Below are 18,982 nucleotides of genomic sequence, written 5' to 3' on the forward strand. Positions count from 1 at the left end.
ACGGAAAACTGAAGCAAATGACCGATACGCACCGTCCATCCTTGCCGCAATTTGTTAACTCTTTAAATGACAATGATGTTGCCTTAGCCGATAAAATCAAGGCTGGACGCGAGGTTATTAAACGCTTTACCGATTACCAATTCCTGCAATATGAAGAAGGGGCTCCGGTTGCGGAATTAATCAAAGAGCGCGCCACTTTTGTCGATCAGTTGCTAAAAAAGATATGGAGTCATTTCATTGCCGATGATAGTGCCGCCTTAGTCGCAGTGGGTGGCTATGGGCGCGGTGAATTACACCCTTACTCCGATATCGACCTGCTTATTATCAGTGAACACCCGGATGCAATTCAGCAAGCTCTATCATCCTTTATTACTTTTTTATGGGATTTAGGTTTTGATGTTGGTCATTCCATTCGTACCCATGACGAATGTTATCAAGAAGGGTTAAAAGACGTCACCACTGCCACCAACTTGTTAGAGGCACGATGGATTACCGGTAGTTATGAAGCATTCCAAGACTTAATCAGCCTATGGGCTCGAGATGATTTTTGGCCTGTCAAAACCTTTTTCTCTGCCAAGTTGGAAGAACAGCGAAGACGCCACCATCGTTTCCAAGACACCACTTATCAGCTGGAACCGAATATCAAAGAAAGTCCTGGTGGATTGCGTGATATTCATATGATTTACTGGGTTGCCAAGCGTTATTTTCGCGTCAACTCAATCAATGAATTGGTACAGCGTAATTTTTTGACTACCGAAGAGTATGTTGAAATTGAGGCGGCTAATAAATACTTAAACCGCATTCGTTTCGCTTTACAGCATCTGCGCCGCAGACGTGAAGATCGCCTGCAATTTGATCATCAACAGCAAATTGCGGAAATCTTTGGCTATATCGACAATCCCGAAAGAATGGCAGTTGAAGCTTTTATGAGCGGTTATTACCGCAATGTCCAAAGCGTGGTTAAACTCAACGAAATTCTGCTACAACATTTTCGAGAGGAATTGTTTGAGAACTTTAGTGATGATATTAAACCGATCAATAATCGCTTTTGCATTGTTAATGACTATCTCGATATTACTCACCCAGATGTTTTCGAAATCAACCCGACAGCCCTACTGGAAGTTTTCGTTGCCTTAGCAAATTTACCGCACGTAAAAGGCTTGCGTTCCAATGCAATCCGTTCAATTCGTGATCATCTACATTTTATTAATGACCAATTCCGTTCGGACCCGATTAATCGCGCCTTGTTTATTGAAATTTTTCGGCAACCATCCGGCGTTAATGCTTCGGTTCGTAGAATGCATAGTTACGGTATTTTGGAAAGCTACTTACCGGTGTTTAAAAAGATTACCGGGTTAATGCAATTCAATATTTTCCACGCCTATACCGTGGATGATCACACTATTTTAGTGATTCGCAATCTACGCCGTTTCTTTGTTGAAGAATATGCTTACGAATTTCCAACAGCGCATCAAATCGCAAAACAAATTTGCCGTCCTGAGGTTTTGTTTTTGGCCGGCTTGTTTCATGACATCGCGAAAGGCCGAAACGGTGACCACGAAATCCTCGGCGCGATGGACGCTGCAGAGTTTGCAAACTCTCACAATATGCCTAAAAAAGATCAGGAGATGATTGAGTGGTTGGTACGTTATCACCTTGAATTTTCGCATGTTGCACAACGCAAAGATTTAAGCGACCCGCAAACCATTAGCGATTTTGCCAAATTGGTCAAAGATCAAGACCATCTGAATCACCTATATCTGTTAACCGTTGCTGATGTTTGCGCAACTTCTGAAGACGTCTGGAATGATTGGAAAAACTCGTTGTTCCTAGAGCTATATCATGAAACCACGAAAGCATTAGAATTACGCTCTAATATCCCTAAGGATAAATCAATTAAAGCGTTGCAAACGCAAGAGAAAGCTAAAGAACAGCTGGCTAAATGCGAACTTAAAACAGCAGACTACCAACAGTTCTGGGATTCTATGGCTGACAGTGACTTCTTTAGTCGACAAAGCCCGGCTGAAGTGACTCGAATTACTCAAGAGTTATATCAAGCGGATACATCTGAAATCCACATTAAGGTGCATCCAAAAACAGCCCGTGGCGCTTCAGAACTAAAAATCTATATGCAGGATCGTGACTTCCTGTTTGCCAATATTACGCATGCACTGGATAAGCTTAAACTAGACATTATGGAAGCACGGATTTTCGGTGGTAATGATGGCATGACTTTAGTCATTATGTACTTCTTAAACCGTGAAGATCATCAAAGTGTCTCAACCGATAATTTGGAGATGATTGTCGAGACAATCCATCAACAAATGTTGAAAGACGAGGTGGAGCCGATAAAACACAATAGCTTCTTAAATCGTCGCATGCGTTGCTTTGAGACCCCTACTGAAATTCAATTTACGACCGTTAACGATACCCGCAGCGAACTGCATATTACCACCAAAGATAGCCCGGGGCTTTTATCACGCATAGGCTGTGCACTGAAAAATTGTCAAATTCGTCTGCATGATGCTCGTGTTACCACAGTCGGCGAGAAAGCCGAAGACTGGTTTATTATTAGCGACACCGATGACCATGCAATTAATAATAAAGAGCTAAAAAAACGCTTACGTGAAGCGCTAATTGAAAATTTAGAAAACTAGCAATCCGTTTTTTATACCTGCGTTAGCTCAATCGCATTACCATCCGGGTCACGAAAGAACAGTGCCTGACGCCCTGATTTGCTCTTAGTGTAGTCAATTTCATGATCATTCAATCTTTCAATAAACGGCGCTAACTCTTTGACTCGCAATGCAAAATGAAAATCACGGCCACCATGACTCGGCAATATCTGAGCATCAATGTGTTGGCGAGAAACTTCCAAAAGATGCAGTGCTTGCCCTGCGCCAAGATTCAACCATACGCCTGGAAAACCCAAATCCGGTCTTTGCTGTACTTCAAGCCCAAGTATAGATTGATAAAACTGTTGTGCTTGCTGACTGTCATGAACAATCAAACTGACATGATCTATTCCCAGTACCTGAGAAGTATTTAATGCTGTCATCTTTATCCCTCTAAGAAATCAATAAAAAACCCAGAGCGATTTAATCTGCTCTGGGTTTTGTACAAAACAATAAAATCGTTTAGACAATCTTAGTCGTTTTTGTGCAACTCCGAGTTCAAGCCACCCCATAGTGTACCGTCAGTCATAATAGCCTGAACCTTACCTGTCTGGCTGTGGCGACGGAATAGTAGCTTGTTCTGACCAGACAAATCACGTGCTGAAACAACCGAACCGTCAGGCATTTCAACTTTTGTCCCCGCGGTTAGGTATAGACCAGATTCAACGATACAGTCATCACCAAGAGAAATACCTAAACCTGCGTTTGCACCTAGCAGATTACGTTGTCCCATTGAGATAACTTGCTTGCCGCCACCGGATAGCGTTCCCATAATGGAAGCACCGCCACCGATATCCGTGTGATCATCAACCACGACACCCGCTGAAATACGGCCTTCAACCATTGAATGGCCAAGCGTACCGGCATTAAAGTTTACAAAACCTTCATGCATGATAGTCGTACCAGATGCCAAGTGAGCACCTAGACGCACACGATCGGCATCACCAATACGTACGCCTTCCGGAACCACATAGTCGACCATACGCGGGAATTTGTCGATTGAAGTAATCATTAATTGAATTGGTTCTTCCTGAATGGCTTCACGCAGATTTTCCACTTCAGCTGGTAGACATGGCCCAGCATTAGTCCATGCAACATTGCTTAATAGGCCGAATACGCCATCCAGATTAATTTCATGTGGTTTGTACGCACATTCAGAAAGTAGGTGTAAGCGAAGGTAAGCCTCTTCTGCTGATTGTGGCGCAGCGTCAACTGATTTGATTTCTACGGTAACAAAATCGCTTTTGATAATACCGGCTTTAAGTGCCAAGCAATTACGTGCGATTTCTTTATTAGAACGCGGGAACCAAACATCTAGGGTTGCACCAGAGTTAGCATCGGTATAACGGTGGCCAATTCGCTTAATGGTCATAATTCTTTCTCTCTAAAAATGGATGAAATGCGGATGAAAATTTTAAAAACAGAAGTATACCCTCTTGCACAAATAGATACAAAGCTATGACACAAAACCTAAGGCTATGCTTATCAAACGCTGCCTAGAATTTACCTCTTCAAACTCATCGCTGAAGTCAATGGGGACTTATTCTGTGTTTCCGTAAGTTAAACCGCTATAATTGCGCCTGTATAATTTTGACTGGAGTTGTTAATGAAAATCTATGGCATAAGTAATTGCGATACAGTTCGTAAAGCGCGAAAGTTTCTGGAAAACAAGCAATGTAATTTTGAATTCATCGACTTTCGTAAAGACGGTTTAAGCATAGAAACCGTTCAAGAATGGCTTAAATTCGCTGACTTTTCAGTCGTAGTCAATAAGCGAAGCACCAGCTGGCGTGGTCTTGATGGCTCACAAAAGGCATTATTAAGTTCTGATACTGCAACCGATGATGCACTCGCCCTTTTGGTCGAGCAACCAACCCTAATTAAACGACCGGTGCTGCAAACAGGCGATACTGTCTTATTCGGGTTCAAAGAAGCTGAATACCAACAAATTATCTAGTATCAATCATACCTTGTTCTAAAGTAGAACAGTTACACGTAAAATAGCCGTTTACTAAACGAAAAGTAAAATAGAGAAATCTCATGAGCGAAACCATTGATTTAGCCCAAGCCTTAATTCGTATCGATTCGGTTACCCCTGACGACAAAGGTTGTCAACAATTGATCGCCGATTACCTTAGTCCGTTAGGTTTCAATAACGAATCTATGCCGTTCGCTGAAGTCACAAATTTATGGTCTCGCCGCGGTAGCGAAAGTCCGTGTTTGGTTTTTGCCGGTCATACCGATGTCGTGCCAACCGGCCCTGAAAATGAATGGACTTACCCTCCTTTTTCGGCGCATATTGAAGGTGACATGATGTATGGTCGTGGCACAGCAGACATGAAAAGTTCGATCGCCTGTTTTATGGCAGCGACCAAACGTTTTGTCGAAGCTTACCCTGACCACAAGGGCTCTATCGCTTATTTAATTACCAGTGATGAAGAAGGTCCTGCCGTAAATGGTACGCTTAAGGTTATTGAAACGCTTGAAGAACGCAGTGAGAAATTTGAATACTGTATTGTTGGCGAACCTTCCAGTTCAACTAAATTGGCAGACTCCATTAAGAACGGGCGCCGCGGCTCTTTAAACGGCAAACTAACGGTTAAAGGGATTCAGGGGCATATTGCCTATCCGGACTTAGCCGATAATCCGATTCACAATCTCGCGCCGGCTCTAGAACAGCTTGTTAATGTAGGTTGGGATCACGGCAATGAATATTTTCCACCGACCTCTTTCCAGATCTCCAATATTCATGCCGGAACGGGGACAACTAACGTAATTCCCGGTCAGGTAGAAATGCTGTTCAATTTCCGTTTCTCAACGGAGCACACTGCAGAGAGTTTACAAGAGAGCGTACATGCTATTCTTGACCACCATAATTTAGATTATGATTTGGAATGGAATCTCTCTGGCAACCCGTTTATCACAGAAGGTGACGGTGAACTGATCCAAGCAATTAAACAGGCTTGTGATGCCATCGTCGGTTATCAACCGGAACTTTCTACTGGCGGCGGTACTTCAGACGGACGCTTTATTGCTCCGACCGGTGCACAGACCATTGAACTCGGTCCACTGAATGACACCATCCACAAAGTTAATGAATGTGTTAGTGTTTCCGATTTGAATAAACTGACTGATATTTACTACCAAACCATGATTAACCTGTTAGCGAAATAAAGGGATTTTTATGCAAGAAACCGATTTACCGGCTGGTGTTCAATATTTTCTTATCGCTTTACAAGTTCTCGCTCTCGGCATTTTCCTGTATTTCGTTTGGCCGTTGGTCAAATCGGAAAAATGGCGAGAGAAGTTTATCGAGAATAAAACAGCGCGTTCAATCCTGATTGTTTTTGTGCTGATATTTGTCTTTGTCTACGGCATTGGTTTTGTGTTTGATAGTTTATTTCCGGTTGAGCGCTTGGACCAAAACTGAATTTGCAAATTATCCTTTAAATATCACATACTGCTAATGCCTTAAAAAGGCATCATTTCTCTTGCTGAATTGCTATAAAGCAATCAAAAAACGCAATGTAGTTTTTGCTTACTCGGCAGCAAGCAGTAGCCCTCACATTCTATTACTTAGCCAATACACAACCGCCCTTATTGGCTTCCCCCTTTTAAGTCGACATAATACTTTTTAACTGGACATAATGTCTTTAAGTTCTGGGGGAAGAGCTATGTTTGTCAGCGCTAAACAACACCAAGCTGCAATACTGGAAAAACAACAGTTGCAAAATACAATGGATGCCTTGCAGCGTTCAATGGCTATTATTGAATTCGATCTACAAGGCAATATCCTCACCGCCAATGACAATTTCCTAAATACGGTTGGTTACCAATTGTCTGAAATCCAAAATCAAAAACATGCCATTTTTATGCCGCCAGAACAGGTAGACTCAATTGAATACCAACAATTTTGGGAACGCTTACGTAAAGGAGAATTTTTTTCCGGCCAATTTATGCGCACCGGGAAAAATAATAAACGCATTTGGATTGAAGCTACCTATAACCCGATTTTAGATGAAAACGGCAAACCATATAAAGTCGTTAAATTCGCTACTGACATCACCGTTCGTAAAGAGCAAGAAATTGAAGCTGAAGCAAAACTGCACGCGATTGACCAATCGTACGCGGTGATTGAATTCACCCCAGATGGAACAATTCTTGATGCGAATGCTAATTTCTGTTCCACGCTTAATTATGATCTTGATGAAATCCGTCAACAAAAACACAGTATGTTCGTAGACAATGAATACGCTTCTTCTAATGAATATAAACAATTCTGGATCGCCTTACAGCAAGGTGAAGAGCAAATTGGCAGCTTTAAACGCATTGGCAAAAATGGTAAAGAAGTTTGGATACAAGCAGCTTATATTCCTGTGGCGCATGACAATCAACTGCCTCATAAAGTCATTAAAATCGCAACGGATATCACAGAGCAGAAACAACAAGAAATGAACTTGGCTCGAATGGTTCATGAAGCCGGTGAAGTACTTCAAGCCATGGCGAGTGGTGACTTAACATTAATGGTCAATGGAGACTATAACGGTGATTTATTGAAACTTAAAGATGACTTAAACCATAGCATCAATAATCTCGCCGATGCGATGGGAGAAATTAATCAATCGGTGCGCTCGGTCTCAAATTCAGCCAGTGAAGTTTCAAGCGCCTCGATGAGTTTATCCGATCGTACTCAACAAACCGCTAACTCAGTTGAACAGACAGTTTCGGTTATGCAAGAAACCATGCAACAAGTTCAGCAGACTCGCAATAAAGTACAAGAAGCGCGTCAATCAAGCAGAGAGCAACAAGCCCTTATCTCTGCCGGCAATGACTTAATGGGGATTTCCTTGCAATCAATGCAACAGATTAAAGATTCCTCGGAAGAGATTACCAACATTGTTGCCCTAATTGACGGCATCGCTTTTCAGACTAATTTACTCGCGCTCAATGCTGCCGTTGAAGCGGCTCGTGCCGGCGAGCATGGTCGTGGTTTTGCCGTCGTCGCCGGCGAAGTTCGCAATCTTGCACAAAAATCGGCGGATGCAGCCAAGGAAATCAAACATTTGATTGACCAAGCGGTCGAACAATCGCAATCCGGTGTCGAAGTCGTTGGCCGACTTGCCGACAATCTCAACCAAATTCGCCAAAAATCAACCGAAGTCAGCGACATTATCGATACGGTAGGTTCTCTAGCAGAACACCAGACTGAAAGCGTTGGCAGAATCGGTAATGAAATATCAAATATCGACAGCTCAACTCAAGAAAATGCCGCTTTTGTCGAGCAGACTTCCGCTACGGCCGAAAGCTTGTCTGGCCAAGCACACGACGTTTTACAAGTACTACAGCAGTTCCAAATTGCCACTTCACACCGACTAACCCACCACTGATTAATATGGCGTTGAAAGACGCCATTCTTTTGCGCAAATGCGTAAAATACTTGCCATACAAACAGCCGCAAGGAAGCTGACTAATGTCAATGTTATCGATTTTAATTAAAGACGCTGAAGGGACACAAATTCCGGTAATCTCTTATAAGGGGCTGGATGACATTATTATGGATTTGTTCATTCAGAAACGCTGGGATATTGTTGAAGTGACCGACAATGCCGGCAGTTTTTTCTTTAAGGTTAAAGACGGTGTCGTTTTAAAAGAGCAGCAAGGTGAAGAAGGAGCCAACTAACTTCACCCTGCCAATCCAGAGTCTTTTAATCCTGTAATTTGCCCGAATTAAGTTGTTCTTCGATCATCTCTCTTAATACATCAGGATGCATTATCTTCAGTATTTGGCCGTTAACAAAAAATCCTGGTGTTTTTTGGACGCCTAAAGCGATTCGATCTTTTTCATCTTGCGTAATCACTGCATCAATTGTTTCTGCCTTAGCATCGATTTTTGCTTGATCCAGATTCAAATCCCCACGAATCATCACTTCCCATAAATCAACGCCCTCGTGACCATGAGGCGCCCAGACCGGTTGAAATGCCAACATCAACTCTAAAGTCTCTGCAAATTTACCTTGTTTTCGCGAGGCTTCAAGAATTTGAATCGCCTGCTTTGACTGTTTATGAAAATCGACATAGCGAATAACCAGTTTTATCTTATTTGGATTTTCACTGATAATCTGTTTTACATAAGGATACATTGCACGGCATGCTTCGCAGGCTGGATCGATAAATTCAACCAAAGTAACAGGAGCATCCTGCGGCCCGATAATAGGTGAATGCGCCCTTATTAGATTCGTATCCGAATCGGAATTTTTGTCAGCTTGTAGCAAAAAAGTCGCTGCAATCACCGCAACGACCAGCATGACGCCTAAGCCTATCAGCGTTTTTTTCATCTTGTTTTTCCTCCTCTAAAGTGAGGCATATCATAACAAGGAAAGGATTTTCATAGGCATTTTAGGGAAACGCAGAATAAGCCTTAGTTGCTTTACATCTCTCTTAGCCAATAAAAACCGAAGCTAGGAATAACAAGAGAGTTATTAAAAATTTCAGGCTGCTGGCGACTATGTAAATCGAACAACTGCCCTTTACGTGTAAATTCACCAATTGGTTGCCATATAGAATTGCTAGCAAAAACGATTACTGATTAAATGATTCATCTCTAGTGATTGTTTGAGCAACCCTTTCTCTAACATTATTTGCTGTACTTCATTAGCAGCAATATGCAGACGGCTACCGAGTTGCAATAAGCGACAATTTTCTTGTCGATTTGGCAATCGAATCCCTTTAATGGAATGAATAACTTCCGTATAACCAATATTTTGATGAGAAGCAATACGGTGAATCGCATCGCCGTAATTAACATTGATATATTGCAGTGCGGAAAAGTGCCCTGCAATAAGTTGCTTTAATTGTGACTGAATAGCAGGTAACCGATCTGTTCTCACCGCAAGAACGTCAAATATCATGTCTGGGAAATCTCGGCTATCAAGTAAAACTCGACCGGATTCCGCTGTTAATAGCGACGCTGTTGGTTCATAGGTGATCACAGCATCAACCACTTCATTACGCCATAACGCCACTTGTTCTTCACCAACAGCGGCGTCTACAGGAATCACATTCTCTAAGCGTAACCCAGCTAATTGCAAAGATTTTTGTAACATTAGCGAACCAACGGTATTGGCTTCATAAGCAATACGCTTGCCGCGCAGATCACCTAATGTCCTAATGCTATCGCGGCTAATAAGTTTATCCGCACCGGCAGAAATATCAAAAACCAAAACAATTGTTAAATCAGTGCCTTGATCAAGAAGTGTGAGCACTTCATCCAATGTTAAGGCACCCGCATCAAGAACACCATTTGCCAAGCTTTCGATAGTCGACGATGCACTTGCATTTCGAATAAGTTCAATATTGTTTCTGAAGTAACCAAGGTCTTGAGCCAACTGCAATGACTCATAGCCAATCCAAGGATGAACCCCGACCTTTATTGGAATTTTTTCTGAACAAGCAGGCAGGAATAGAGAAGCCACACCCAGCAAACTCTTTTTTAGAGCAGCTCTTCTTCCGATCACAATAAACTTCCCTATCAATAGTAAGCAAATAAAATATTACAGTAAGCGGTTGTTATAGAATTAATTGAAATCAAGCTACGTGCTTGCTAAACAGTCTAAATCAAAATCAGTGGATCTATGAGAAAAGCGATATGAAATTTTTTAGATAAATAAATGGTGCCCAGGGCCTGCACCAAACCTGCCTATAAACAGGTAGCTTGAAGAGCAACACCTCAAATTTACCCCACTTTTTACCCCATTTAATCCAAATTTTTTAATCGCTATGTTTTACCCCCATTTGTTTTTTTTGACGGGATTTAGCGGTTAATTCCGGTTATTTTTGGTATTTTTCAAGGTCTGCACCCAGTTGTTTACAGTAGTACTACAATTTAGTACCATAATCACATGAAAGCCAAACACCGTAAAACCATAGAGTTAATTTTTAAGCGCCCAGTTAGTGCAAATATCAAGTGGAAGGATATTGAATCCCTTTTTATTGCGCTCGGGGGTGAAGTCGAAGAACGTGAAGGCTCTCGGGTTGGCGTGTTTCTCTTTAATGAAGTGCGTATTTTCCACCGCCCCCACCCAACACCAGATACGGATAAGGGCGCGGTTGCCAGTGTTAGGAAATGGCTTGAATTGAACGGGGTGAAACCATGAAGAACATTTTAGAAATTGACGGCTACAAAGCCCACATTGATTACGACCCAGATATTGAACTATTCCGCGGTGAATTTATCGGCCTAAATGGGGGCGCGGATTTTTACGCCTCAGATATTGAAGGTTTGAAAACTGAGGCTAGACAATCTCTAACCGCCTTTCTTGATATGTGCAAAGAAAAAGGCATTGAGCCTAAGAAACAATATTCAGGGCGTTTTAACGTGCGCATTGCCTCTGATCTGCACGAAAGAATTGCCGCTGTTGCCGTTGCTGAAAATAAAAGCCTTAACCAATTGATTGAAGAAAGCTTGTCTAAGGTCGTTTTAGGTTAAACCGTTTCCATATTGTTCAAATGCTATAGAATGGCACTTAATGGGAAATGAGGCGTGGGAATTTTCGGAGTCCACGCTACCCCGTTCACTTTGTGAACTTGCTGTATTGTCGTGAACTTCTCGGCATTATGGAGGGACGTCCGGCCTCCCGTTTCTCATTACTGGCAATCCTGCGCTTGCTGGATTGCTTTTTAATTAGCTTTTAGGTGGGGTTACCCACTCTGTGGAGTTCTTTGCATAACGGTACACAGGCATAGGCGATTTAATTCTGCGGAATGGCCGCCTTTTTTATGACAGCTAATCATTCACTTCTCTAAGCAAAATTTCACAATAACCGGACTTATCAGGGTCTTTGCCGTGGCGTTGCACCGTTAGCCGGTCTATTTGCCCATCGTCCAGAATTAGACCGCCATCCTGTAAAGCATCAAGCACCGGCTTAACGCGGTTATCAATATCAAACGCCCGTCTATTGGGTGGATAGAGTCCGATAGTGACCGATAATCGGCATTTAAGCCCCTCTCCATGTAGATTTAGGGCTTTGAGTTGTTGGGCTACCAGTTTCTTAAACAACCTGCCCTTGGCGCTTAAATAGATCACGGTACCGGCACGGCGGTAATAGGTATTTGCCGTGGGAGGCCATGCAATCACAAAGCTGTATTCACGACTCAATCGCTTCACCCTCGCAACGTAGATAGCTTTCGATAAGATTAAGCCGGTTTCGAGTGCGTAATAACTCCCCCTCTATCGCCTTGTTTTCTTCCAACTTGATAAAGATTTGCTCTTTGAGCACCTTGGTAAGTTCATCTAGCCGCGCGTTATGTTCTTCAAGCTGTGATACTCGTTGAAATAGTTGTGCTATCGGTTCACTTGTTGCGGCATTGCAGGCCGCTTTAATCGCTTGTAGGTCGTTATCGGTCATCATTGCGCCCCCTACTTGATTCTTAGGCTTGGTTTGCTCGTTGTCAGGCGTGCACCGGCAATCTCTAGCCCATCCTTTAACGCCTTGGTTAAGGCGGCCTTATCCGGTTTTATTTCGGTCTTAACGCTCATGTATTCATCCGGTAGCGCGGCTTCGTCTGTTACTTCACAGATAGCACGGCCTTTTACCAGTGAAATAGTGAATAGCGGGCTTTCAATCTTGGTGATTTCACTGGCTTCCATGTTGTTGCGTAAATAGTCTTTTAACGCCGTCTGTCGATTAACAATGGTTTTTTTACGGGCTTGCAGGCGTTTGATTTCGGCATCAATCGCGGTGGTGTTCGCCCCCAATGTTTCAGCAACCTTTACTAAGGCTTCTGCCTTGTCGTTAAACTGCATTTGCAGGGCTTCCATCGTATCGGCTATAGCTAATGCAAAACTCTGATCGTCTTCCACTTCAAAGGCTAGGTGTGACAGTTCGTTTAGTTCGGTTGTTAGTTCATAGAGTTTGGTCATTTTCTTATTCCTTTCCGGTCTTTCTGTAGGGTGTGGGGGCATTAATGTGCCGCCGTTGTTACATTGCCTTGATTTGACATTAATTCGCCGTGTACGGCCTTAGAATCAGTCGTTTCTTGATTGGGTTTTGATTCGTCTGTTACGGCTTCAATTTCGGCCTTGCGTTTATCCTTGGCGCGTTCAAGTTTGATTAGCCATTGATTCGCTTTTTTCAAATTGGCCTTTCTTACCGCCATCGTATAAAGCCCCTTAAGTTCTCCCATACTGGGGGCGGCGGTCACTCGTTCCAGTAGATCCGCCATTTCTGACTCAAAGGCCTGTGCCTGTTTGAGTTTTTCCGCTTCATGGTCAATGGCCTTTTCTGCCTTGGCCTCTTGCGCACGGTGCTCTGTGTAGTGCACGTCCTCAAACATCCCTAGGTAAACGTCTGCATTGAATCCAGGCTTTGAAAGCGCCTTGCTTAGGGTGTTGGTTTCCAGTTTCTTGAGTGCGTCCGCGTCCACAAATTCACCGTTTCGGGTTTGCTGTCGAATATGAATGGCGTTACCGATTTCAAACGCGCCCCACGGGTACCAGAAAACAGCCTTGAGCGTTACCAGTCCTAACGACTCCACTAGGCTGTAATCGTGCTCAATGTCTTTAAGTCCCCATGTCGAACCGTATAGACCGAAAACCTTAGTCGCGGTCTTGAGTTGGTACATCGGGTCAATGGAGGTAAAGCCGCCGCGTTGCTTACTGAATTTGGTGAAATCAGGGTCGGTCTTACTGACTGAATCCCATAACGCCAAATTATCGGCCTGCATTGCGTATTGTTGCTGTGTTGGTTGCATCGTTCACCCCCTGCTAAAAATTCACGTCATCGTCTTCAAAATCGTTATAACCGCCATTCACCGTGGGCGGTTGTTGATTCTGATAGGCGGCTTGGTGTTGTGGATTGTGAAAGCCGTTTTGATTGGATTGCATAGAATGCCCTGTATGCCCTCCGTTTTGGTTTTGGCTATGGTTACCCATGTTTGGTGGTGTTTGAGGCGTGTACCCCTGTTTATTTTCGTTTCTTACCTGTTTTGTGCTGTTCTTACCGGCAATCCCCTCAAGGGTAATTTGCATTTGCTCCACTTCTTGGTTTTGCTGATTGGTGTAGCTGTTGATCTTGAGCGTACCGGCCACGTTTACGCCGTCCCCCTTGGAATAGGTCATTAACTCGTTAGCGACTTCACCAAAGGCAACCAGTGACAAGGCTAGGTCTTTGGAGTCCTCCCCCAACTTGGCAAACCCAAAACCGGTAGCCATGAAATTGTTGTTTCGAGTCGTTCGGCTCTGAGGCTCTTTTGCTAATCGAATGTTTGCGCTAATGAAAGCCATTTTTTTAATCCTCGTTTCAATTACTAATTTCAGTTTGATTAGTAGCAATTCAGTAGATGACCACTTACCCTAAACTTTAGTATCTCTAGCTTTTTTCTCCCCCCTAGATGGATACTAGAAGATATACAGTTTCTGTATCTATGACCTCTCTAAAAACCCCGTTTTAAAGTACAGTTTCTGTATCTATGATCGGGTGATGACTTTCCATAGATACAGTTCCTGTAGCTAGATAGATACAGTTTCTGTACAGGAGGGGTTATTATTTTCTAAGTGATTTATCCCTAAAGTTTTGCCTACTAATTCACGTGCTGTTGGGTCATATTTGTAACTGGGTTTTTCATCAATTCTGAGCCATGTAACAGCAAATAAAGAGCACGTTTTAGGGAAAAATCCCTGTCTGGTTTTGTAGAGCAAGCCAGAATTAATTAACTCATCTATACACTTTTGAAGAGTTACAGGGGACTTCCAACCTCTGGCCTTAAAAATATTAAAAGAGGCCTGTAGGTCACCGTTATTCCCACCTTTGAATTGGTCACAAATCTGAGTCAAAAGTTTTGCGGCATTGCCGCTTAAGCCTTGGTAGTTTTTTGAGTTAATGACACTTGACGGCATTTTAAAAAACGCACCGTGCGCCTTTCTTCCCTTAGCATTTCCCTGTTTACTTGTCATGCAGTGCCCTACTAAATTGCTCTTTGTTGGCGGTCTACCCACGTTAGGCCGTAGTTATTCGGCTCCCCGTATCTTGTGCTTTTGACGCAGAAAGCAAGGCCGCTATAAACCAGTTCATCAAGATGTTTTTTAATGGTGTTTTTGGACTTCCAACCGCGCCCCTTTAGTTCTTTGTGCGTTGCAGTTAATTCACCATTATTTGAGCCGTCATACTGGTTAATAAGTTCCCATAGCAAAGCCTTTGCCCCATGACTCAAGTTCTCGTATTTCTTTAACCCTAAGAGGCGTTTCGTTACGATGATCGTTTTCTCGGGGTTGTCTTTCGGCTTAATCTGCTCCCATCCGTTAGCCTTTGCCATCGCTACAAATTGCATAAAATCCGCTCGTGTTACAGGTTGGGGGCGGTTTAAAACGTAGTCCGTAAATTCGACCTCTGAAAAATCACGGTCATCAATCCAGTAAAAAACAACCAAGTGCGCGCCCCGTCCGTAAATTCTGCTGATACAACTAAAAAGCGTATCTTTTTGCTCTCTGTCTATCCCTCTAGGGATATAGGTAAGCATTCGTTCAAGCTGTTCAACCGGCGGCGGTGTATCAGGTCTCACAATTCCCCCTCCCAACCGTTTGCCTTAGCTTCAAAGTACAAACCGACACAGTTCACACCGTCCACCGGCTGTATGTTTTGCCAAGTCGTAGAGAAACTCGCTGAATGGAAATTAGGTGCGCGTCTAGCCCATTGGTGGGCGGCTGTCTTACCGCTGATACCAAACTCGGATTTAATCGCCGTCAGTATGGCTAGAAATCGGTTGTGGTCGTTCGGTATCGGGGTATAATCGAGAACGCCTTCAAGCTGTTGGGGAGTTAGTGCTTTGCTTTGCATGGTGCTTCCTCCCCATCATCTTTCAAACTCGCAAAACTCTTGAGCATTTGCCCCTTTACCGCTAGATAAATATCTTCATCCATCAAAACGGCGGCCTCTCTTGCAAGGGCTTGGCTAAGCGGTTCAATCAACTGGAACAGTCGTAAAGCGTTCTTTAGGCGGTCAATTTCAAATTTCGTGTCTTCCTCTGATAACTCAATGACATTCATCAAATCAGATAGGCTTAAATCCTTGCCATGTGTTGCGCCGTAATTCAGGCCGCCTTGTAGCTTTCCTAGGCTAATGATTGTGTAAGTGAGCGCGTCCTCAATCTCTTTAAGTGCCAATTTGCGCAAGGTAAACGCCGCTTGGTATTCTTCAAGAGAAGTGAATAAAGGCTCTCTATTGTCGATGCGCTTTTGTAGTTCGGCCTCGGTGATCGTGCCGTCCAAAACGTCAAAATTCACCTTGCGCACTAATTCCGCAAATTTAAGCCAGTCCATTACGCCCCCTCGTATTCTGATTCAGGTGCAATAATCTCTAGCAGTTCGCGGCTATCCATTGCTAAACGGTTTAGGTGGTAGGCGTGGTCGCTTACTTTGACCTGTTGAGCGGTGGTATGCAGTGACATATCGGAAATATCGCAACTAATCGCTCTGATTGCGGTTAGGTTGTCAGCTAGCATAAGGCGGCTAAGTTCGGCCAATTCTTGGCGGTCTTGCGGTTCTTTGGCGTTGTAGAGTTCGGCAAACTGAATTAAACGGCTCATTAGTCGCGCCCTCCCATGCTTAAAGCAGGTAGGAAAACGCTCATTTCTGGCACGCCTTGGGTAGAAAGCCATAAGGCAAGGCTGTCTAGGTCTTCAAAGTAACGAGTAAAGCCGTTAGATGGATTGCATATTGTGGCAACTTGTCCGGATTCGGTCTCAATCATGAGCGACCATCCGCAAGCAGGCGAATAGACGGCAATAAACCGCTTAATAAAACTGTGTTGTGGGAGTTCGATAGAAAAGGAAAAATCCGCGGGGGTGAATTTACCGCGTGTTTGAGAAGTATTAGCCATGTGGTGGCCTCCTTGGGATTCTAGCTTAGTTTTCCCACCTGCGATTTTTACAGGTGGACGGGTATCACTAATCGTCCCAAGACGACTGAACATATTCCCCCACGAATGGGGTCTTTTATTTTGTTCATTAACCCGTCCATATTTTGAAATACGGTTACGGTTTTTCATGCCCATAGCGCAAAGAAATGCACGGATTTTAGGCACAAAAAAAGCACTGTTTAAGACTTTGCTCTGTCTCTTGGGATTTTTAGTTAGGCCGCCAATGTTAGCGGCTTTGGTTGTTCCATGCAAGCCCATAGAGCCACATAGCGCGTTTTTTATTGCTGTTGTCATCTGATTGCCTTCAAGCTATTTAAATGGTCATTAACTGCCGTTTTAAGCGGCGCCAACGTTTGAGCATTGGTTAATCCACGCTGTTACATCGCTTTCAAGCCATCCCACTGAACGCGCGCTAAGTTGCTTGCGCTGAGGGAACTCCCCCGCCTTTACTTTTCGGTAGATCGTTGTGCGTGAAAGCCCTGTTGCTTCAATGACTTCTTTAAGTCTCATAATCTTTGCTTGGCTCATTATCGTCCCCCTTTTCTTACTTCTGTCATTAGTGCCTTTTGGCGTTTTATTGCCGTTCTAATCGTCATTTCTGAAACCCTGTATTTCTTAGCTAATTCAGGGTAGTTAAAGCCTGTAAAGTCCTTGGAAATACGTAAATCCTGTATGGCTTGTTTAAGCCCACTGGATGCCGGTAAATAAAAGGATTTCCCACCCATATAAAGCGAAATCGCGGTGCAAATCGAAGCGGCTAAAGCCTTTTGTGCATCCTCGTTATTGAGGCCGCTCTTTTCGATTTCGTTAAGTGCTACCTCGTAAAATTCTTGGATGCGTCTAGGCCAAAGTTTCAAGTGCACGCCTTGGTATTCTGCCGCCAAGAGTTTCAACCCCTCTTCATGCTCGTTAATTTCGCCTTGTGTTAGTCCTGCTACTTCGATATTTGCCACGGTGTCACCTTTAACCTCTATGAATTGAAGCGCCTCAAGCCATGTTTCAAGAGTGTAAAAACGGTGCCGGCATGGTTGTATTTCAAGTGTTTGAGAAGAAATACCAGTAACGCCCTATTTGCCCCGTGACGTACCGTGTTGGCTTGGGGGTAATTAAAGCGCGTTGATCTGGCAAAGTGAGAGCCACCTACAGGTAGCACCTAGGTAGCAGTTAGGCTATTTTTTGGGGAGTTAAAACGAAAAAAGCCCCATGATTAGGGGCTTTAACAGGTGTTAGTAAAAAGTTGAATTAATTACGTTTATTTGGGTTTGCAGTTATGGCTATTCGTCCGGCTCGGGTTGTTGATTCAATGCCTTTTTTATTCATCAACCAGTCAGTCATACCCTTAACGCTTTGGTGGGCTACATTGTCGATAAATGCCGCTTTATGCGCTTGAATCGCTAAATCAATATCGGGGGCGTAAATCGGGCTGTTTGGGTCAAGGTATGGGGGCGTATCTGTCTGCTGATCGGTGGATGTTGGTGCTTCAAGATAGGCGGCCACTTCTTCACGGCTAATAAATAAATCAGCGCTTTTTGATTGTTGTTTCATCGCTTCATAATTCCAAAAAAAGCGACCGTTCTCAATGTCGAAAATAGTAGGCTCTATCGGAATAAAACAGGCCTGCCCATTCTGTAAATAATAAGCGCCTGTTTCGTGTGCCTCGATTATGAAGCCGTCCGTACTCTTTGGCGTTCCATATGCTGTAAACGGCTCTTTATTGAATACACTACCTATAATGAAAGGCTCCCCCCATCCCTCTGAATTTTCAAGCCTTTCTGCTTTGATTGGTGTCAGATTTATTTCTGAAATCTCTAAGCCGTGCTTAATAAATGGCTTTGAATAAGTAACGTTCTTTACAAACGATAAGCCTTTATGAATCGGCTTTATATAGGCTCGATACATATCCAGAAAATAGGCCTTATCTGAATCTTCTAGGCTGTTGTAGTGTCTTCTTGCTGTGTTCTGAATGTCTTTTAATTTGGAAAATATAAAGCGGTTTTCATCCATCTGAGACGCATTAACAACCATAAAAAAATCACTTGTAACGCTTGCGACTACATTAAATACTCCCTGCTCTGCAAGATATCGCACGTCTTCAACCGTTACCGCTCCTACAAGGTCGTACTTACTTAATATTTTCGCCACTTCTTCAAGGCTGTAATAAGGTCTTTCAAGCCCAAGAGATTTCATTTTGCACGGCCTCCCGACCTCTCCACTACTGAATAAGGTGGCACGGTCTGGGGCGGGTGGATAGTCCGCCTTTTCGGGTGATCTGCCCTAGACCATGCCAATAATGTTCTGTATACGGCTTAAATTACCGCCAACTATAAGCGCTGTTAGTTTCTCCGGTACCAGACAGAAATTAAGGCATCATTCGAGCTCAAACTAATTTCTCCGGAA

26 protein-coding genes are annotated in these 18,982 nt (G+C 43.5%); 8 read left to right on the forward strand and 18 right to left on the reverse strand.

Annotated elements, in window-relative coordinates; genetic code table 11:
• Positions 1 to 17 precede the first annotated feature (17 nt).
• On the forward strand, positions 18 to 2,657 hold the full coding sequence (glnD, locus tag J3998_RS03625) for a [protein-PII] uridylyltransferase (protein WP_208148105.1): 2,640 nt from the start codon (positions 18 to 20) through the stop codon (positions 2,655 to 2,657).
• 11 nt (positions 2,658 to 2,668) lie between these two features.
• Here the strand turns inward: glnD and J3998_RS03630 are convergent, their stop codons facing one another.
• Together J3998_RS03630 and J3998_RS03635 are read right to left on the reverse strand one after the other, a co-directional pair.
• Entirely contained in the window at positions 2,669 to 3,058 is a 390-nt protein-coding gene (locus J3998_RS03630) for a VOC family protein (protein WP_208148106.1), read from the reverse strand.
• 89 nt (positions 3,059 to 3,147) lie between these two features.
• The gene (locus tag J3998_RS03635; RefSeq protein WP_208148107.1) at positions 3,148 to 4,047 is read right to left on the reverse strand and encodes a DapH/DapD/GlmU-related protein; all 900 of its coding nucleotides are present in this window, start codon (positions 4,045 to 4,047) and stop codon (positions 3,148 to 3,150) included.
• A 234-nt stretch (positions 4,048 to 4,281) separates the two neighbouring features.
• Between J3998_RS03635 and J3998_RS03640 the strand changes: the two genes are divergently transcribed.
• The 5 genes from J3998_RS03640 to J3998_RS03660 all read left to right on the forward strand — a co-directional run bounded on the left by J3998_RS03640 (position 4,282) and on the right by J3998_RS03660 (position 8,355).
• Entirely contained in the window at positions 4,282 to 4,632 is a 351-nt protein-coding gene (locus J3998_RS03640; protein WP_208148108.1) for an arsenate reductase, read from the forward strand.
• An 83-nt stretch (positions 4,633 to 4,715) separates the two neighbouring features.
• Complete coding sequence (gene dapE, locus J3998_RS03645; RefSeq protein WP_208148109.1) at positions 4,716 to 5,849, forward strand: succinyl-diaminopimelate desuccinylase; 1,134 nt, start codon at positions 4,716 to 4,718, stop codon at positions 5,847 to 5,849.
• Positions 5,850 to 5,859: 10 nt separating this feature from the next.
• A complete protein-coding gene (locus J3998_RS03650) occupies positions 5,860 to 6,105 on the forward strand; it encodes a hypothetical protein (protein ID WP_208148110.1) in 246 nt (81 codons plus the stop codon).
• Positions 6,106 to 6,349: 244 nt separating this feature from the next.
• A complete protein-coding gene (locus J3998_RS03655; protein ID WP_208148111.1) occupies positions 6,350 to 8,062 on the forward strand; it encodes a methyl-accepting chemotaxis protein in 1,713 nt (570 codons plus the stop codon).
• Between the two features lie 83 nt (positions 8,063 to 8,145).
• Positions 8,146 to 8,355 (forward strand): hypothetical protein, encoded by a 210-nt coding sequence (locus J3998_RS03660; protein ID WP_208148112.1) that lies wholly within the window; start codon positions 8,146 to 8,148, stop codon positions 8,353 to 8,355.
• Positions 8,356 to 8,380: 25 nt separating this feature from the next.
• Here J3998_RS03660 and J3998_RS03665 read toward each other — a convergent pair whose 3' ends face one another.
• Both J3998_RS03665 and J3998_RS03670 read right to left on the reverse strand, forming a co-directional pair.
• Positions 8,381 to 9,010, reverse strand: coding sequence for a DsbA family protein (locus J3998_RS03665; RefSeq protein WP_208148113.1), 630 nt, complete (start codon positions 9,008 to 9,010; stop codon positions 8,381 to 8,383).
• Between the two features lie 231 nt (positions 9,011 to 9,241).
• Positions 9,242 to 10,189 carry an ABC transporter substrate-binding protein gene (locus J3998_RS03670; protein ID WP_208148114.1) on the reverse strand — a complete coding sequence of 316 codons (948 nt, stop codon included), beginning with the start codon at positions 10,187 to 10,189 and terminating at the stop codon, positions 9,242 to 9,244.
• Between the two features lie 384 nt (positions 10,190 to 10,573).
• Between J3998_RS03670 and J3998_RS03675 the strand changes: the two genes are divergently transcribed.
• Positions 10,574 to 10,828: a type II toxin-antitoxin system HicA family toxin gene (locus J3998_RS03675; protein WP_208148115.1), complete on the forward strand. Its 255-nt coding sequence runs from the start codon at positions 10,574 to 10,576 to the stop codon at positions 10,826 to 10,828.
• Positions 10,825 to 11,160 (forward strand): type II toxin-antitoxin system HicB family antitoxin, encoded by a 336-nt coding sequence (locus J3998_RS03680; RefSeq protein WP_208148116.1) that lies wholly within the window; start codon positions 10,825 to 10,827, stop codon positions 11,158 to 11,160. Before J3998_RS03675 ends, J3998_RS03680 begins: the two co-directional genes overlap by 4 nt.
• 297 nt (positions 11,161 to 11,457) lie before the next feature.
• Here the strand turns inward: J3998_RS03680 and J3998_RS03685 are convergent, their stop codons facing one another.
• The 14 genes from J3998_RS03685 to J3998_RS03750 form a co-directional block, all read right to left on the reverse strand.
• Positions 11,458 to 11,829, reverse strand: coding sequence for a RusA family crossover junction endodeoxyribonuclease (locus J3998_RS03685; protein ID WP_208148117.1), 372 nt, complete (start codon positions 11,827 to 11,829; stop codon positions 11,458 to 11,460).
• The gene (locus J3998_RS03690) at positions 11,819 to 12,082 is read right to left on the reverse strand and encodes a hypothetical protein (RefSeq protein WP_208148118.1); all 264 of its coding nucleotides are present in this window, start codon (positions 12,080 to 12,082) and stop codon (positions 11,819 to 11,821) included. Before J3998_RS03690 ends, J3998_RS03685 begins: the two co-directional genes overlap by 11 nt.
• 8 nt (positions 12,083 to 12,090) lie before the next feature.
• Positions 12,091 to 12,594, reverse strand: coding sequence for a siphovirus Gp157 family protein (locus J3998_RS03695; RefSeq protein WP_208148119.1), 504 nt, complete (start codon positions 12,592 to 12,594; stop codon positions 12,091 to 12,093).
• A 41-nt stretch (positions 12,595 to 12,635) separates the two neighbouring features.
• Complete coding sequence (locus J3998_RS03700; protein WP_208148120.1) at positions 12,636 to 13,424, reverse strand: hypothetical protein; 789 nt, start codon at positions 13,422 to 13,424, stop codon at positions 12,636 to 12,638.
• Between the two features lie 13 nt (positions 13,425 to 13,437).
• Positions 13,438 to 13,956, reverse strand: coding sequence for a single-stranded DNA-binding protein (locus tag J3998_RS03705; RefSeq protein ID WP_208148121.1), 519 nt, complete (start codon positions 13,954 to 13,956; stop codon positions 13,438 to 13,440).
• A gap of 225 nt (positions 13,957 to 14,181) precedes the next feature.
• Positions 14,182 to 14,625, reverse strand: coding sequence for a hypothetical protein (locus tag J3998_RS03710; protein WP_208148122.1), 444 nt, complete (start codon positions 14,623 to 14,625; stop codon positions 14,182 to 14,184).
• Between the two features lie 11 nt (positions 14,626 to 14,636).
• Complete coding sequence (locus tag J3998_RS03715; RefSeq protein ID WP_208148123.1) at positions 14,637 to 15,230, reverse strand: helix-turn-helix domain-containing protein; 594 nt, start codon at positions 15,228 to 15,230, stop codon at positions 14,637 to 14,639.
• Complete coding sequence (locus tag J3998_RS03720) at positions 15,227 to 15,505, reverse strand: PriCT-2 domain-containing protein (protein ID WP_208148124.1); 279 nt, start codon at positions 15,503 to 15,505, stop codon at positions 15,227 to 15,229. The genes J3998_RS03715 and J3998_RS03720 overlap by 4 nt, the downstream gene beginning before the upstream one ends.
• On the reverse strand, positions 15,487 to 15,987 hold the full coding sequence (locus J3998_RS03725) for a hypothetical protein (protein WP_208148125.1): 501 nt from the start codon (positions 15,985 to 15,987) through the stop codon (positions 15,487 to 15,489). Before J3998_RS03725 ends, J3998_RS03720 begins: the two co-directional genes overlap by 19 nt.
• Complete coding sequence (locus J3998_RS03730; protein WP_208148126.1) at positions 15,987 to 16,253, reverse strand: hypothetical protein; 267 nt, start codon at positions 16,251 to 16,253, stop codon at positions 15,987 to 15,989. Before J3998_RS03730 ends, J3998_RS03725 begins: the two co-directional genes overlap by 1 nt.
• Positions 16,253 to 16,879 (reverse strand): hypothetical protein, encoded by a 627-nt coding sequence (locus J3998_RS03735; protein WP_208148127.1) that lies wholly within the window; start codon positions 16,877 to 16,879, stop codon positions 16,253 to 16,255. Before J3998_RS03735 ends, J3998_RS03730 begins: the two co-directional genes overlap by 1 nt.
• A 42-nt stretch (positions 16,880 to 16,921) precedes the next feature.
• Complete coding sequence (locus tag J3998_RS03740; RefSeq protein WP_208148128.1) at positions 16,922 to 17,113, reverse strand: helix-turn-helix transcriptional regulator; 192 nt, start codon at positions 17,111 to 17,113, stop codon at positions 16,922 to 16,924.
• On the reverse strand, positions 17,113 to 17,538 hold the full coding sequence (locus J3998_RS03745) for a Mor transcription activator family protein (RefSeq protein ID WP_208148129.1): 426 nt from the start codon (positions 17,536 to 17,538) through the stop codon (positions 17,113 to 17,115). Before J3998_RS03745 ends, J3998_RS03740 begins: the two co-directional genes overlap by 1 nt.
• A gap of 289 nt (positions 17,539 to 17,827) precedes the next feature.
• Positions 17,828 to 18,772, reverse strand: a complete 945-nt coding sequence (locus J3998_RS03750; protein WP_208148130.1) for a hypothetical protein — start codon at positions 18,770 to 18,772, stop codon at positions 17,828 to 17,830.
• Positions 18,773 to 18,982 lie beyond the last annotated feature (210 nt).

It is taken from the genome of Thiomicrorhabdus marina, assembly GCF_017571465.1.
Lineage (GTDB): Bacteria > Pseudomonadota > Gammaproteobacteria > Thiomicrospirales > Thiomicrospiraceae > Thiomicrorhabdus > Thiomicrorhabdus marina.